Source organism: Streptococcus parasanguinis (genome assembly GCF_015557775.1).
Lineage (GTDB): Bacteria > Bacillota > Bacilli > Lactobacillales > Streptococcaceae > Streptococcus > Streptococcus parasanguinis_AA.
In genome coordinates this window covers 44613-60533 of record NZ_JADNOY010000003.1, presented here as the reverse complement: position 1 = coordinate 60533, position 15921 = coordinate 44613, and the positions used below count along the sequence as shown (strand labels likewise).

At 44.6% G+C, this 15921-nt stretch carries 20 protein-coding genes; 2 read left to right on the top strand and 18 right to left on the bottom strand.

The features are described from left to right. Positions 1-74: 74 nt before the first annotated feature. The 4 genes from I2F76_RS05070 to I2F76_RS05055 form a co-directional block, all read right to left on the bottom strand. A complete protein-coding gene (locus I2F76_RS05070; RefSeq protein WP_003004675.1) occupies positions 75-470 on the bottom strand; it encodes a single-stranded DNA-binding protein in 396 nt (131 codons plus the stop codon). A 101-nt stretch (positions 471-571) separates the two neighbouring features. Next, positions 572-1198 carry a YtpR family tRNA-binding protein gene (gene ytpR / locus I2F76_RS05065; RefSeq protein WP_195487369.1) on the bottom strand — a complete coding sequence of 209 codons (627 nt, stop codon included), beginning with the start codon at positions 1196-1198 and terminating at the stop codon, positions 572-574. A 9-nt stretch (positions 1199-1207) separates the two neighbouring features. Continuing rightward, positions 1208-1525: a thioredoxin family protein gene (locus I2F76_RS05060; RefSeq protein ID WP_013904499.1), complete on the bottom strand. Its 318-nt coding sequence runs from the start codon at positions 1523-1525 to the stop codon at positions 1208-1210. Beyond that, positions 1522-1812 carry a DUF4651 domain-containing protein gene (locus I2F76_RS05055; RefSeq protein ID WP_003004245.1) on the bottom strand — a complete coding sequence of 97 codons (291 nt, stop codon included), beginning with the start codon at positions 1810-1812 and terminating at the stop codon, positions 1522-1524. The genes I2F76_RS05060 and I2F76_RS05055 overlap by 4 nt, the downstream gene beginning before the upstream one ends. Before the next feature lie 142 nt (positions 1813-1954). On the opposite strand from I2F76_RS05055, the gene pepA reads away from it, so the two are divergent. Then, entirely contained in the window at positions 1955-3019 is a 1065-nt protein-coding gene (gene pepA / locus I2F76_RS05050) for a glutamyl aminopeptidase (protein WP_014712788.1), read from the top strand. A gap of 446 nt (positions 3020-3465) precedes the next feature. Further along, positions 3466-4950: a DUF1846 domain-containing protein gene (locus tag I2F76_RS05045; protein ID WP_021154294.1), complete on the top strand. Its 1485-nt coding sequence runs from the start codon at positions 3466-3468 to the stop codon at positions 4948-4950. 335 nt (positions 4951-5285) lie between these two features. Here I2F76_RS05045 and folK read toward each other — a convergent pair whose 3' ends face one another. From folK to comGA, 14 genes are all read right to left on the bottom strand, one after another. Beyond that, a complete protein-coding gene (gene folK / locus I2F76_RS05040; RefSeq protein WP_195487368.1) occupies positions 5286-6095 on the bottom strand; it encodes a 2-amino-4-hydroxy-6-hydroxymethyldihydropteridine diphosphokinase in 810 nt (269 codons plus the stop codon). Positions 6096-6120: 25 nt separating this feature from the next. After that, positions 6121-6675 carry a GTP cyclohydrolase I FolE gene (gene folE, locus I2F76_RS05035; protein WP_049483599.1) on the bottom strand — a complete coding sequence of 185 codons (555 nt, stop codon included), beginning with the start codon at positions 6673-6675 and terminating at the stop codon, positions 6121-6123. Positions 6676-6683: 8 nt separating this feature from the next. Further along, positions 6684-7994, bottom strand: a complete 1311-nt coding sequence (locus I2F76_RS05030; RefSeq protein WP_195487367.1) for a bifunctional folylpolyglutamate synthase/dihydrofolate synthase — start codon at positions 7992-7994, stop codon at positions 6684-6686. Beyond that, complete coding sequence (gene folP / locus I2F76_RS05025; protein ID WP_195487366.1) at positions 7995-8945, bottom strand: dihydropteroate synthase; 951 nt, start codon at positions 8943-8945, stop codon at positions 7995-7997. Positions 8946-9097: 152 nt separating this feature from the next. Then, positions 9098-9829, bottom strand: coding sequence for a CPBP family intramembrane glutamic endopeptidase (locus I2F76_RS05020; protein WP_195487365.1), 732 nt, complete (start codon positions 9827-9829; stop codon positions 9098-9100). A gap of 72 nt (positions 9830-9901) precedes the next feature. Next, entirely contained in the window at positions 9902-11095 is a 1194-nt protein-coding gene (locus I2F76_RS05015) for an acetate kinase (RefSeq protein WP_070594726.1), read from the bottom strand. A 51-nt stretch (positions 11096-11146) separates the two neighbouring features. Continuing rightward, positions 11147-12100 carry a class I SAM-dependent methyltransferase gene (locus tag I2F76_RS05010; protein WP_195487364.1) on the bottom strand — a complete coding sequence of 318 codons (954 nt, stop codon included), beginning with the start codon at positions 12098-12100 and terminating at the stop codon, positions 11147-11149. A 30-nt stretch (positions 12101-12130) separates the two neighbouring features. Next, positions 12131-12598 (bottom strand): competence type IV pilus minor pilin ComGG, encoded by a 468-nt coding sequence (comGG, locus tag I2F76_RS05005; RefSeq protein WP_229289687.1) that lies wholly within the window; start codon positions 12596-12598, stop codon positions 12131-12133. Then, positions 12555-13007: a competence type IV pilus minor pilin ComGF gene (comGF, locus tag I2F76_RS05000; RefSeq protein ID WP_031572613.1), complete on the bottom strand. Its 453-nt coding sequence runs from the start codon at positions 13005-13007 to the stop codon at positions 12555-12557. The genes comGG and comGF overlap by 44 nt, the downstream gene beginning before the upstream one ends. Further along, positions 12997-13284, bottom strand: a complete 288-nt coding sequence (gene comGE / locus I2F76_RS04995; protein WP_195487363.1) for a competence type IV pilus minor pilin ComGE — start codon at positions 13282-13284, stop codon at positions 12997-12999. Before comGE ends, comGF begins: the two co-directional genes overlap by 11 nt. Further along, complete coding sequence (gene comGD / locus I2F76_RS04990; protein ID WP_003004513.1) at positions 13250-13654, bottom strand: competence type IV pilus minor pilin ComGD; 405 nt, start codon at positions 13652-13654, stop codon at positions 13250-13252. Before comGD ends, comGE begins: the two co-directional genes overlap by 35 nt. Then, positions 13644-13961: a competence type IV pilus major pilin ComGC gene (gene comGC / locus I2F76_RS04985; protein ID WP_003013558.1), complete on the bottom strand. Its 318-nt coding sequence runs from the start codon at positions 13959-13961 to the stop codon at positions 13644-13646. The genes comGD and comGC overlap by 11 nt, the downstream gene beginning before the upstream one ends. Then, positions 13958-14989 carry a competence type IV pilus assembly protein ComGB gene (gene comGB, locus I2F76_RS04980; RefSeq protein ID WP_324250402.1) on the bottom strand — a complete coding sequence of 344 codons (1032 nt, stop codon included), beginning with the start codon at positions 14987-14989 and terminating at the stop codon, positions 13958-13960. The genes comGC and comGB overlap by 4 nt, the downstream gene beginning before the upstream one ends. Then, a complete protein-coding gene (gene comGA, locus I2F76_RS04975) occupies positions 14922-15863 on the bottom strand; it encodes a competence type IV pilus ATPase ComGA (protein ID WP_049489152.1) in 942 nt (313 codons plus the stop codon). Before comGA ends, comGB begins: the two co-directional genes overlap by 68 nt. Between the last annotated feature and the right edge of the window lie 58 nt (positions 15864-15921).

Below are 15921 nucleotides of genomic sequence, written 5' to 3'. Positions count from 1 at the left end.
GTCGTTCCCGATTAAAATCCCTCATAAGTAAAAAAGAAAGCTAGTCTATGACGAACTAGCTTTCTTTTTTACTTCTAAAAGGGAAGATCTTCCTCTTCTAAGATAATATCGGCTAAATCTCCCGTTCCACCATTTTCGCGCATCGCTCGCTGAGCGCGGCTCTCTAGTAATTGAAAACTTTGACAGAGGACCTCTGTCACATACTGCATGACGCCATTTTTCTCGTAGCGGCGCGTCCGAATCTCTCCATCCAAAGAGATCAAGCTCCCTTTGCTGGCATAACTAGCCATGGTTTCTGCCAATTTCCCCCAGACAACCACATTGACAAAATCAGTCTCTCGCTCCCCGTTTTGATCCTTATAACGACGATTGACCGCAACGGTCACTCGGGCAACGGATTTGTCTGTGCTGGTTTTATGCAATTCTGGGGCCGCCACTAGGCGACCGATTAAAATAACTTTATTATACATCATTTACCTCCTATCTATTTATTCGAAAAAATTTCAAAAAATGGAGGTAACAAACCAAAATCAAAAAAATCTAGAATCCAAAACATCCTAGATTCTTCTCTTTATTCGTGCCAGTGACGAACAGGATCAAAAGGTGTCCCTGCTACTTCTGCGTCATCCAATTCAATAATGCCTCGTTTTTGAGGAGCATTTGGCAAGTGCAATTCGCGCGGACTGCACATCATACCATAACTTTTTTCTCCACGAAGAGCCCCTGGGAAAATCAAGCTACCATCCGGCATCATGGCACCTGGAAGAGCGACAATGGTCTTTATACCCACCCGCGCATTTGGAGCTCCTGCTACGATCTGAACCGTCTTGTCTGCCCCAACTGCTACTTGGCAGATATTCAAGTGGTCACTATCTGGATGGGCCACCATTTCAAGGATTTCTCCGACCACAAATTTTGGTTCCCGATCGTTGACCAAACGTTCTGAAAAACCTTCTCTTTCCAATTCTTGGTTCAAATGAGCTACTTGCTCATCTGTCAAAAAGACTTGGCCCTTGCCTTCGATGGCGAAGAAAGATGAGGCGTCAAAAATATTCCAGGCAACGGTTTCTTGCTTGTCCTCACGGTAAACGCGAGCCACCTTTCCTTTTCTCTCCACCGCTAGCTTTGCTTCCCCACTATTTTTCAGGGTCAGCATCAATACATCGCCGACTTGTTCTTTGTTGTATGTTACAATCATGATTTTCTCCTATTTTAATCCTGCTAAGAATGCTGTAATCTGCGCTTTAGTTTTCCGATCCCGATTGACAAACCGACCGATTTCCTTATCCTTTTCCAGAACCACCAAACTTGGGATCCCATAAACATCCCAGACTTTCGCCAGATCCATATAGGCATCGCGGTCAATCAAGATAAAGGTAAATTCGGGATTTTCAGCCTCAATCTCCGGCAAAAAAGGTTTGAGGTAACGGCAATCCCCACACCAATCTGCTGAAAAGACAAACACTTTCTTGCCCTCTTGCTCTACATAAGAAGCAATTTCTTCTAGAGAATTTGGTGTAATCATAGTTTTTCCTCTTCGTAATGCAAGAGACCATCCTCATAGACAAAGCGGTAATGGCGCTCATCTTCAAAAATGACACCACCTACTAAGCGCTCTTCACTAGACTCGTAGAGTTCCACATACAGAGTCGCAATCGTCCCCATGGCTTCCATTTGCTCCCGTACTTCTGCTACCAACTCTTCTTGGGTACGGAGACGCTTTTGATCTTTGGCAATTTTATAGACACCGGCCGCAAGAGCTCCTGCACTTGCTACAGCCAGACTAGACAAAATAATTTTTTTAGCTTTCATAGTGCCTATTGTAACACAAAATAAGCAGAGGGACAACGGTCTAAGCTGGATCTCTCCCTCCGATTTTAGAGACTGATTTCCATAATAACGCTACCATCCTTGTAGAAAAAGTGTTAAAATAGCATCAGAAAGAAGGTAACCTATGACTGATTTATTTTCTAAAATCAAAGAAGTAACTGAAATCCCTGCTATCTCAGGTCATGAAGCTCCTGTACGGGATTATTTGCGCCAACAATTGACCCCTCATGTGGACGAAATCGTGACAGATGGTCTCGGTGGGATCTTTGGGGTCAAACATTCAACAGCTGCCGATGCTCCTCGTATCTTAGTAGCTGCTCACATGGACGAAGTTGGTTTTATGATCAGCGAAATCAAAGCTGACGGAACTTTCCGTGTTGTCCCAATCGGAGGTTGGAATCCGATGGTCGTCAGCAGCCAACGCTTCAAACTCTTTACACGTGACGGACGTGAATACCCTGCTATTTCAGGGTCTGTTCCTCCTCATTTGACACGTGGAACAGGTGGACCAACCGTACCTGCCATTAGCGACATCGTCTTTGATGCAGGATTTAGCTCTAAAGCCGAAGCTGAAAGTTATGGGGTTCGTCCTGGAGATACTTTGGTCCCAGATAGCTCTGCGATTCTCACTGCTAATGGTAAAAACGTCATCTCAAAAGCATGGGATAACCGCTACGGCGTCTTGATGGTCAGCGAATTGGCCAAGAGCCTTTCTGGACAAGCCTTAAACAACGAACTCTATGTAGGGGCCAACGTTCAAGAAGAAGTGGGACTGCGTGGAGCCCACACTTCAACCACTAAATTTGATCCTGAAATCTTCCTTGCTGTAGACTGTTCACCAGCAGCTGATGTCTTTGGAGACCAAGGGGCGATTGGGGAAGGAACACTGCTTCGTTTCTATGATCCAGGTCACATCATGCTACCAAATATGAAAGATTTCTTGCTCACTACTGCTGAAGAAGCGGGCATCAAATTCCAATACTATTGTGCCAAAGGTGGTACCGATGCAGGTGCAGCACACTTGAAGAACGGCGGGGTCCCATCAACCACTATTGGTGTCTGTGCACGTTACATCCACTCTCACCAAACCCTCTATGCCATGGATGATTTCTTGCAAGCACAAGCCTTCTTGCAAGCATTGGTTAAGAAATTGGATCGCTCTACAGTTGATTTGATCAAACACTATTAAGTAGCATCGATCTGAAGCCCCGTAAGGGGCTTTCAGATCGAGGATAAAATCCTCTTAAAAACTTTCCTTAGGTGAGTACGGACGTCTGCGAACTTCTCCGAAGTTCCAAGACTAATTATTGAGCCTGAGGTCTCAATAATTCCGAGTGCCTGAAACTGAGTCGTTTCAGGCACTTTTCTCACAGCGGAAAGTTTAAGTACACCCTGCAATGACCTTAATAGACTACCTCATTTTATTTGTTTAGCATCACTTAGGTTATTTTATGTAAAAAATATGCCTGAACAATCAAATTCTATGATGTCTAACCTCATCTTAGGAAAGTATCTTAGAATATTTTATCTTCCATCTGTTTTCTGATATAATATGAAAGAATGAAATGGTAGGGAACGGAACACTCATCCTTGGATTTGTGTGGTAGACCCTTCCCTTATATACAGGAGTTTTACATGAAAAAACAAGCTTTTAGTTCTGAAAAGTATTTGAACTTGCAACGTGACCACATTATTGAGCGGATCAACCAATTCGATGGCAAGCTCTACCTTGAATTTGGTGGTAAGATGTTAGAAGACTTCCACGCTGCTCGTGTCCTCCCTGGATACGAACCAGACAATAAGATCAAGTTGCTCCAAGAATTGCGCGACCAGGTGGAAATTGTCATTGCCATCAACGCCAACAACATTGAGCACTCAAAAGCCCGTGGGGATCTAGGAATTTCTTATGACCAAGAAGTGCTACGCTTGATCGACAAATTCAATGAATTGGGGATCTTTGTAGGCTCTGTCGTCATCACCCAATATGCTGGACAAGCTGCAGCAGATGCCTTTCGCAAACAACTGGACAAGAGCGGGATCGCCTCTTATCTCCACTATCCGATCAAGGGCTATCCGACCGATATGGACCACATCATCTCTCCTGAAGGTATGGGGAAAAATGACTACATCAAAACTAGCCGCAATTTGGTCGTTGTGACAGCTCCTGGACCTGGTTCTGGTAAGCTGGCAACTTGTATGTCCAATATGTACCATGACCAATTAAATGGGATCAAATCAGGTTATGCCAAGTTTGAAACCTTCCCAGTATGGAATCTTCCTTTGCACCACCCAGTCAACTTGGCTTATGAAGCAGCGACTGCAGATCTAGACGATGTCAATATGATCGATCCCTTCCACCTCCAAACCTACGGAGAAACAACGGTCAATTACAACCGCGATATCGAAATCTTCCCTGTCTTGAAGCGCATGTTGGAACGCATCTTAGGAACCTCTCCTTACGCTTCTCCAACAGACATGGGCGTCAACATGGTTGGCTTTGCCATTGTGGACAATGACGCTGCGATTGAAGCTTCCCAACAAGAAATCATCCGTCGCTATTACCAAACCATCTTGGATGTCAAAGCTGAACGCGTCGGTGAAGGAGCTGTCAAGAAGATTGAGCTCTTGATGAATGATTTGGGCATTACTCCAAATGACCGGAAAGTGACTGTTCTTGCTCGTCAGAAAGAAGAAGAAACAGGGGAGCCAGCCTTAGCCCTTGAATTGCCAAACGGCGAGATGGTAACCGGAAAAACCTCCGATCTCTTTGGCCCAACCGCAGCCCTCTTAATCAATGCGATCAAGAAATTGGCGCATATTGATAAAGAAACCAAATTAATCGAGCCAGAATACGTCCAACCTATCCAAGGCTTGAAGATCAATCATTTGGGTAGCCGCAATCCTCGTCTTCACTCAAACGAGATCCTCATTGCCCTAGCCATTACAGCTATGACCAATGAAGACGCTAAGCTTGCTATGCAAGAATTAGGCAAGTTGAAAGGCAGTGAAGCCCACTCAACCGTAATGCTGACAGACGAAGACAAGAATGTCCTTCGCAAGCTCGGTATCAACGTCACCATGGACCCTGTCTACCAGTACGATCGTTTGTATCGTAAATAAACTCAGACAAACAAAAACAATCCCTGTTTTAGGAATTGTTCAGATTGAAGACAAAGTCTTCTTAAAAAACTTTCCTTAGGTGAGTACGGACGTCAGCGAACTTCTACGAAGTTCCATGACTAATTATTGAGCCTAAGGTCTCAATAATTCCGAGTGCCTGAAACGGTATTGTTTCAGGCACTTTTCTCACGGCGGAAAGTTTCATTAGATGACTGAATAACTATAACGAGTATAATTTTTAAAGAATTGATTAGATTCTATTAAAGATTCGTTTATCTACGCTCTCAACAATCCCTGCTCGAGGGATTGTTTTTTTATAATGCAAAGAAGAGAAACTATTTGACAGCATCCCATAATTGGCGAATGGGCTTTCTTTGAACAGGGTCCACAAAATGAGGAGCAATTTCATTCAAAGATTCTAGGACAAAGGCACGTTCTGCCACATAAGGATGTGGCAAGATTAAGCTAGGACTGTAACAAATGGTGTCATCCATATAGAGCAGATCTAAATCAATCACACGTGGCCCCCACTTGATCTCACGGACACGCCCCATTTCCTGCTCAATGGCAAGTAAGGTCTCTAATAAATCCTCTGGGGTCATCCATGTTTCAACCTCTGCCACCTGATTCAAAAAGGTGTCCTGCTCCACTCCTCCCCAAGGTTCTGTTTCAATCCTTGTGGATGTCTGGAGAAGGCGAATGCCTCGATCCTTGAGTTTTTCTAGCGCCGTCTCTAGTTGCAGTTGTTTATCTCCCATATTGGTGCCAAGCCCAATAAAGGCCCGTTTTTTCTCCCGTTCGATTGTCACCGAACAAGTCTCGAGTGGCAAGGGAACAGGAGCCCAAGGTTTTTTCAACTCCAGGCGAACTTTTTCTACGAAGGCATAACTTTCGAAAATCTTTTGAACCAACTGAAAGGCCACCGTTTCAATCAGATCGATTTTTTCTGCCTGCATCCACTCGGTCAATTGTTCCGCTAAGATCCCGTAATGGATCGAAGCTTCCAAATCACCTGTGCGGGCAGCACGGGTCATTTCATAATCCACCCATAGGTCTAGGACAAAGCGTTGTCCCAATTCTTTTTCTGCTGGAAAAACACCATGATAGGCGTATACCTCTAAGTCCTTGATCCGTAATTGATCCACTCTCTTCACCTCTTATAGCCAGCCATTAGTGGCCCATGAGTTTATAGGCTTCATTTTTCAAGTCTTTATCTGTCGCAAGCAATCCACGCGCAGCAGTTGTCACTGTAGCAGTCCCAGGTTTACGGACACCCCGCATGTTCATACACATATGTTCTGCTTCTACCCAGACAAGGGCACCTTGCGCTCCAAGATATTCCATCAAGGCATCTGCGATTTCTACCGTCAAACGTTCCTGAATCTGTGGTTTTTTAGCATAAACTTCGACCGTACGAGCCAGTTTTGAAAGCCCAGCCACACGGCCATTTGGAATGTAGGCAATGTGCACTTTTCCATAAAACGGCAAAAAGTGATGCTCACACATGGAATGGAAGAAAATATCCTTCTCAACCACCATATTGTTATCAATGATTTCAAATGATTTAGACAGGTGCTCTTCTGCTGTCTGCCCTAGTCCTGAAAAGATTTCTTGGTACATCTTGGCAATGCGGGTCGGCGTTTCCTGAAGTCCCTCACGGTTCTCATCTTCACCGACTGCCTCGATGATCATTTTTACTGCTTCTTCAATTTTCTTTGTATCCATATCATCTCCTAGTTGGATTTTTCTGTTTTTAATAAATAAGGTCGTACCTGGCTAAGGAAGTAGAGCGACCCCGTTACAATGAGGAGCTCATTGCCTTCAGCTTGCCAGTTTTGTAGAAACTCTTGCCAGTTGACTTCCTCAAGCTGATGGTTTTTCGCAGCAGCTCTTATCTCTTCTTGAGAATAGGCTCTTGGATCTTCAAAGCTCGTGAGGATCAAGCGACTATTTTCTAGTTCCTGCCACTGAATGAGCATCTCTTCTAAGGCTTTGGTCCGGATGCAGGTAAAAAGAATGGTCTTATTTTGACTTGGGAACAGTTCCCGAAGACTTGCGATCAAAGGCGCAACGGCATGGGGGTTATGGGCCCCATCTAGTAAGATCATGGGATTTTGCGAGACCACTTCCATCCGGCCAGGCCAGACGACTTGATGCAAGGCCTCATCCACTAACTCTCTTGACAAGAGTTCACGCCCTTCTCTTTCAAAAAGTACATCACAGATACTGATCGCAAGAGCTGCATTTCTAGCCTGGTGATGACCTAAGAGCGCTACTTGATAGGAGGCTGTTTCTCTTTTGGAACTGTGATAAGAAAAGGATTGGCCCGATAGACAAGAGGCCTCTAGCTCAACTTGGTAATCTCTGTCATAGGCTGTTATCGGTGCCTGCTTCTGAATCGCAATGCCTTCAATGACTTGGCTGGCTTCTGCTTCTAATTTCCCTAGAACCAGAGGAATTCCTGGCTTAATGATGCCTGCCTTTTCACGGGCGATGGAAGCCAGATCTGGCCCAAGAAGGGCGACATGATCCAAGCCAATCGAAGTGATCGCAGTCAGAACAGGCTGACAGACATTGGTACTGTCTAGTCGTCCCCCCATACCGACTTCCATGATCACATAATCCAGCTCCTCGTGAGCAAAATAATCATAGGCGATGGCCGTCATCACTTCAAATTCAGTCAACCCTTGAAAGATGGCCCTTGATTCTTCAGCTTGCAGGAGCTGCTGGTAACTATCCAGGTAGGTTTGCAGGTCTTGATCCGAAATGGCTTCGCCATTAATGGTGATTTGGTCATTGTAATGGATCAGATAAGGAGAGGTAAAGACTCCAACTCGTAAACCTGCCTGCCTCAAGAGTTGGGACAAGGTGGCAATGGTAGAGCCTTTGCCATTGGTCCCCGCAATATGGATGACCCGACAGTCTAGGTGAGGATTTCCTCTCAAAGCCAAGAGAGCTTCCATGCGCTCCAAGCCGAAATGTGGATCTTGGGAACGATAGGCCTCTAGCCAACGAAGATCCAACTGATGTTCTTTTGTCTTCATTTACTTGTATTGTTTTAAATTGGTATCTGCTGCCTCTTGGGCTTGGAAAATAGCTTGGCCCAGACTGGCTGCCATCTTGTGAAGGGGAATATCATGCACCCGCACCACTTCGACTCCTTGACTGGCTGCAATACTGGTCAAATGGCTCGAAGCCAGGTCCCGATTCCAAAAACCAGTCTCCGTTGCAGGATCTGTCTCAAATCCAGCTTCCTCAATAATATTGACCACAAAACGTTTGCGGGAGACCCCTAGAAAGATCGGATACCCCTTTTGGTGAATCGTCCCGAGTTCTTGTAATAAGAGTAAGTTCTCTCGCTTGGTCAAACCAAATCCGATCCCAGGATCCAGCATAATACGATCCATCTGGACACCAGCTGCTTTCGCTACCGCAAGCGAGCGGTCAAAGAAGGTCCACATCACGTCTTGAATCGGTTCTTGAGCCATCTGTTGAAGTTCTTGCTCTGAAAAGACTGGTTCAAAACCAAAACGTGGAAAGATAGTGGAACTTGGATGATGCGGTCTTGCCATCACTGGATTAAACATGAGAACTGCGCTCGCTTCATGCTCCGAGACGACAGCAGCCATCTTAGAATCTCCAAGAAAACCAGTAATATCGTTGACTATATCAGCCCCAGCTTCCAGCGCCGCCGCCGCCACCTGGGACTTCCAGGTATCCACTGAAATCAAGACATCACTTTCTTTCCGAATGGCTTTAATTACTGGAACCACGCGGTCAATCTCTTCTTGGATTTCCACATAATGACTACCTGGTCTGGTTGATTCTCCTCCGATATCGAGGATCTGAGCTCCTTCTTGGATCAGTTTTCTCGCCTGCTGCAAGGCTGCATCCACACTCGTATACTTACCGCCATCAGAAAATGAATCCGGAGTGACATTTAAGATCCCGCAAAGAAGGGTCCCTTGGCCACTCAGCCATTTTTTATCAATCATTTTCGTTCTCCTTCGATTCCCTTCCTACAGCATGATTGCGAACAAAAGAGGCTAGAACAAGTGTTCTAAACCTCTGAGTCTACTCTCCATACGGATTTCTGACCTTCTGTAGGATGGTTCTGCATCAAAACTCATTGGTACCTACCATTTTATCATAATTTATCATGGAAGAAAACTCTCCATACTGGCAATAAACAAAGGAGTATGACCACCGGATAATAATAAGCCAGCGCATTCAAGGTCATATGAAGGCAAATGCTATACTCGATCCGCTTATAGCGATAAGCCACCCAAGTTAAGATCAAGGACATGCCTCCGTAAGCTACCCACTCCCCTAGGGTACTCGGTCCATGCAAGTACGTAAAAAAGAGAGCACCGGCTAGATAACCGATTGGTTCTGCCCCTCGAAAGATCAAACGAGGGATAATGGCCCGACAGAGCAGCTCTTCTAGAATCGGAGCAACAAGGATCACGACCATGCCCATAGCAAGAAAAGGAGCATGAGATTGTAGTTCATTCAGAGCCGCTTGGTTTGCCGTCGTACCACCTGCCTCTTGTTTCAACAAGGGATAGGCGAGCAGGTTATTAGCCATCAACAAGAGAAGAAAAAGAAAATTTCTCCCCAGAGCCGGCCAGGTTATGACCCGAACATCTAAGTTCTCCAGAGGGCTCATCTTGATGACCTTATAAAAAACAAAGAGCACCGCCACTGTTACCAAGAGAGTGAGGATAGTGACCCACCTTGCATCTACTCCTTCTTGAAGGGAATAAACCATGGTGATGAGGGGGAATTGTGAGAGAAAGAATAAGGGCACAAAAAGAAGGAGCCAGAGGGCATTCTGACATAATGGGTGCTCTCGAATAAAAGACTGTATGTTTTTCAATGGACAACCTCTTTCTTGTATAAAATAAGAAGACTGGGGCTTTCGCCTCCAGCTTTCTCACTTTATTTCAGTTTACTGATTTTTGAAACGTTCAACGTCACGCGCAATCACCAACTCTTCATCCGTTGGAATCACCAATACCTTCACACGTGAATCATCTGTGGAAATATCTCCGACAACTCCAAAGACGTTCTTTTCAGGGTCGACCTTGCAGCCAAACCAGCTGATTCCATTGATAATAGAAGAACGAACGTTTACTGCATTTTCACCGATTCCTGCTGTAAAGATGATGGCATCTGCACCATTCAAGACAGCTAAGTATTGACCGATGTATTTTTGCAAACGATCGATAAAGATATCGTAAGCCAATTTGGCTTTTTCGTCTCCATTGTGCATCGCTGTATGAATATCCCGCATGTCGCTAGAAGATTCAGAAACACCCAGAAGACCTGATTCACGATTGAGGATACGGCTGATATCTTCAGGCTTATTGAAATCCTCTGTATGCTCCATCAAGTAAGGAATAATCGCTGGATCGAGATCCCCTGTACGGGTTCCCATCATGACACCACCTAGAGGGGTGAAGCCCATTGAGGTATCGACAGAGATTCCCTTGTCAACCGCTGTAACAGATACACCATTTCCGACGTGGCAGGTGATCAATTTCAATTCTTCTAATGGTTTTCCAAGAAGTTTAGCAGCTTCACCCGCTACATACTGATGACTGGTTCCATGAGCACCGTACTTACGGACCTTATTTTCTGTGTAATATTTAGTTGGAAGAGGGTAACGATAAGCTTTTTCCGGCATAGTTGTATGGAAAGAAGTATCAAATACGACAACACTGGTAATATTTGGACAAATCTCTCTAAAGGCGCGAATTCCAGCTGCATTTGCAGGATTATGAAGAGGTGCTAACAAAGACAATTCTTCTACTTTTCGAAGGACTTCGTCATCTACCAAGGCAGAATCCTTGAAGTATTCTCCACCAGCAACGACGCGGTGGCCCACGCCTGTAATCTCATCGTAGGATTTGATAATGTCAAAGCGAATCAAATCATCCAACAAAATTTTAACAGCTTGTGTATGGTCCTGGATATCTAATACTTGTTTTTCAGAGCGTCCATCAAATTTAACAGTTGAAATAGAATCTTTCAAACCGATCCGTTCAATCAACCCTTTTGCAAGAACAGTTTCCTCTGGCATTTGGTACAATTGCCATTTCAAACTAGAGCTTCCTGCATTAATAGAAATTGTTTTCGACATATATTCACCTCATTAAGCGTTTTCACTTCCTCTATTATATCAGATCTTTGATCAAATTTCACTATCCTTTAACCAGTTTTGGAAACTTTCCATAAAGTGAACCACCTGGTCTTGATCCTGGAGATCGGTAAACGGATAAACAAAGGGCTGAACAGACTCTTCTTCTTGTTTTCGTAGGACGAAAATCGTCTTTGCATAGGCTGGATTTGAAAAGAGAGATTCTGGCAAGGTCAGCATGGCAAGGAGTTGAGCCTTGTCTGTTAGCCAAGCTTTCAACAGATCACTCTGAGGGCTTGTCAAGAGGTTATTTGGAGCTAAAAAGATGGCAACTCCTTGAGGTTTCAGGTATTTCAGAGCTTGTTCCATCATGAGGTGATGGGCATAGGTATGGCCTTCGGAGCTCGCCACCTGATAGCGCTGTGCAATCGCATCATCTGGATAATAGCCAATCGGTAAGTCACTAACGATCAAGTCACTTTCTTTCAACACTTGAGGACGCACCGCGTCTCCTTGTGCAAAGACAACACTGGATTCCATCACGTCTGCGATACTAGCAGATAGGTCAATCAAGAGATCATCCACTTCCAACCCTAAGTAATCGATCTTGAGACGGCTATTGTTGACAATAGTCTCAGCGAGATTTCCGGTTCCACTTCCCACTTCTAAGACATCCAGTTGGTCGCTTTTAGCCAACTGATCGATCAAAAATGTAATGATAAAACCAATCGCATCTGGTGTGAACTGGTGATTCGCTTGTAAAGGTTCTGTCTGAGCAGCTTTCATAAAAAGGAATTGGTAGGCTCTGCGCCATTCTTCCTTACTTAAACCTAGTTCTTTTAATTTTTTGCTATTGTTTTTAACAATGTCTAGATACGTCTTGCCATCCAAATACATGGCATTTTGTTCAATCAAGGCGTCATAAAAGTTGGTCGACAATTCATTTTGAATACTTTGAGTGTTTTCTAATAGATAGGTATAAGCTTGTTCAATTTTTTCGAAATTCATGATTTCCTCCGCACCCTATCATACCAAAAATTAGTCTTTTTCGCTATTTTCTGCTGGTTCCTTGGTCTCGTTTGGCGTCTCTTCAGAAGGCGTTTCGCTCCCTGCCTTCTCCTTATCTTTCTGTGTCTTCTTCTTTTCTTTTTGACTCTTCTTGCTTTCCTTTTCTTCCCTTACAGGAAGGACAAACTCATAGCTTTCGCCATCCATCTCAGCTTGGGCATGAAGAAAACCAGTATCCTTCTTTAGCTGAACTGTTCCAGACTTTAAATGAATCTCTGATGTCTTCTCATCACTCTTTCTCTTTTCAAGAGCCAATTGCACCAAAGCATAGGCCCGAAGGCGATCTTGACTCGTCTTTAAGATCCGTCTCTCCGCAACCTGACGATGCAGGTAAAACTGAAGCAAGAGACTAAAAATCGCTGCCATCAAGAGGGCGTAGAGCAAGACACCAGCCTTAACTTTTTTCATTTTGTATCGCTGGTACCACATGGTAGACATACTCCCTTTCTAGACCTTCTTCAAAATTCAACCGCAGATGAAGGAGCTCTCCCTCCTGCCAAATTTGGCTAGAGCGAACCCCTGAAATCATAGGCTGATAGCCTCTGCCCTTATCATCTGTTTTTCGGATATCATCTCCTTTAGATTGGCCAATAGCAATTGGTTTTTGATCCTGAACCAAGTAGATATGATTGTCCGCTACTTTTTCAAAATGACTCCGGTCCAATTCCACCTGCAATTGTTGCTGAAAAAGTACCCATTCTTCCTGCTTTTGATGCGCCTGGTAGTCCAATTCAGCATGCAGGAGCTTGGTCAAGCCTTGAAAGACCAACACACCCCCACTGAGCACCAAGAGAGCGACCAAGGCTTCGAGCAGGGTAAAGGCCTTGACCTTTCCGTTATTCCACATGCAGTACCACCTTCCCTTGATGATAGACCGTGAGCTGATCGGCATCTTTTTCGACTTGAACCTGAATACCATTGGCCTCCAGATGATTTTGCCCTGTCTGAAGCGCCATTTGAGCGACAGATAAGACCTCTACCTCTTTGAAATCCGCTAGTCGCTCCTTGCGCGAACGCCGGATCTCCGCTAACAATAAGGTCGTAATCATGGCAAATAAACCCAAGGCAACTAAGGATTCTATGAGAATACTAGCGGGAACGGATGCTTTTTTTAATTTTCCCATTTCCAAGCGACAGTTGATAGGTCACCACTCCTCTCTGTGTCTGAAAGTGAACATTGGCCAGGGATGAATTGCCACCTGCTCGGTCTAAACGAATAGTTTTAGGATCTTGCAAAATGACAGAATCAGGAATCTCCACCGTCTGGTAGGGCGTTTGAATCTTCCTTGCAGTCACTTCAACATCCAATTCCGTTTGCCTTGCCAATGCTATCTTTTGGCTTTCTTGATAGAGATGTTCAAACTCTGCAAAAAATACTTTTTCTTCCACCTGCTGAAAGCTCGTCTTGATCGATCCCGATAAGCCCAGATAGATAAAACTGACGATCATCAAGGTCAGAAGGGTCTCCACCAAAGTGAAGGCCTTAATCTGCAACCGCACGAGTTTCTCCACTATTTTTCGCATAATAGGCACGGTAGGATTCAGCTTGTTTGTTGGTAATATTTCCATCCGCAATCAGTTTTGCTAGAGTGGCTTGGTCATTGGTATGATTGAGCTCATACAATTCAGCCTGGCTTTCGACCACCTTCACAACCGCTGCATTTCCTGTCTCTTTCACGGAGTCTTTTTGCTTGGTCAAATTCGGCACAAAGAGCAATAAGAGCACACTGATGATCAATAAGACCACCAACATTTCAATAAGTGTAAAGGCTTTAACCTTATAGGTTTTTATTTTTTTCATAAATGAACCTCCATATTTTGATAAATCGGCAGCAACATGGCTGCATAGAGTAACACAATCACAAGAGCCACAAAGACAAACACCAAGGGTTGTATCACATTCATGGCCTTGTGAACCCGACGAAAGAAATCTTCCCATGTTTTTTCAGCGTAGATCTCTAGCTCACTTCCGAGCTTTGATTTGACTTCACCGTATTCAATCATAAGGGACAATTCTTTTTTGAAAAAAGGATACCCCCTGACCGTCTCTGAAAAGGACTGGCCACGATCTAAAGAAAGAGCTAAGTCCCTTCCAATTTCCTGAAAAAGCTGGGATTTTTGCCCCTGCATCATGGAAAAAATCTGAGACAATTCCAATCCTTGTCCAATCAGATTACCCCATTCTCTGGCATAATAGGCTGTCAAATAAGCTTGAATCATGCCTTTCCCGAAAGGCAGATGAGACAAGGTTCTAAAAACCTTGATCTTGCCTGACTTTCGATAATAGAGAAAGCTGAGTAAGAAGAAGATCACCAGTCCCGCTCCTAAGGCCAAAAAGAGTTGGGGGAAGGAACTGATCAATTGCGTCCCAATATTTTGAGCATCCATTTGAGGAAGCAAGTAATTGCGCAAGCCTAGCATAATCAGAACTAAAAATCCAAGCAAGATGAGAGGATAGGTGCTCACCTCAATCAGCTTTTTCTTGACCTTGCGCATGTTTTCTAGGTAAGCACTGATTTTCTCCAAGCTCAATGCAAGATTGCCATGGAGTTCAGCGAGAGACAGCTGTGTCATGGCCGCATCTGAAAAACCGATCCCCGCCATCATCTCTGAAAAACTCCGGCCCCGCGAGAGATCCTCTCGCATCTGGGAAACCAAACGACTCTCCACTAGGTGAGAGCGATCCAGAAAATCAACGATCTCCGACAGATGAAAACCACTCGAATAAAGATTCAAAAACAATTCAATGATTTGCTTTTGTTTAGCGGTAGATAATTTTTTCGGCTTGGGCCTGAGCCAGCTGGATATATCCCGATTGAGCCAAGAGATCCATTTGTTGGTTCCAGCGGCTGGCTGAGTGCTCTTGGTAGTTTTCCGTCGCAAAATCGACCACACCTCCTCCTGCAATTAATCGTTGGTAGCAAATACCTTGTAAAACAATCTTGAGCTCTTCCTCACTCACTCCAAGCTCTAAAAGGCGCTCATAAACACCTCGAACGCTCTTGGCATGAATCGTAGAGAAGACGGTGACCCCTGTCAAACTAGCTCGTACGACTGCACGAGCTGTTTCCTTATCTCGGATCTCTCCAATAATGAGAAGGTCCGGCCGATGGCGTAAGGAGAGTTTGATCAGGTTGTCATAGGTCATGCCGATCTGGTCATTCAGCTGAAGCTGAAGCATATTGTCCTGCTTGATTTCGACAGGGTCTTCAATAGACATGACTTGCTGGTCCGCAAAGCGCTCTTGCGCTAAAGCATGCATGAGAGTAGTCTTTCCCGAACCAACAGGACCTGCAAAGAGATAGAGCCCACGACCAGCCAATTTCTTCTTCAAGTCTGGCAATTGATCAAACCAAAACCGCAATTCACGTTCCTCATCATGCAAGAGCCGAATGACCAAGCTTTCATAACCACGATAATCCCCCACCGTCGACAAGCGAATCGAAACCACTCCATCCTCTAATGGGTAATCACACGACCCTAGCTGGCTGCGCCTTTTTTCTCCCACATTCATCCCTGCTACAAACTTAAAATGGCTAATCATAGCCGTCATCTCCTCAAACGGAAAGGATTGTACAAAGCGCCTCTCATCTCCGACCCTCATAAAAACCTGGTACTCCTCCTTTCGAGGGATGAAATAGAGATCCTGGGCTTCTTCCTTTTTCCCCATGCGGATCAATTTTTTTGCAATTTCTTGAACCATAGTTCCTCCTCTCACTTATACTATTCGAAAAAGAAGACAAAAAAAGAAGACTTTCTAG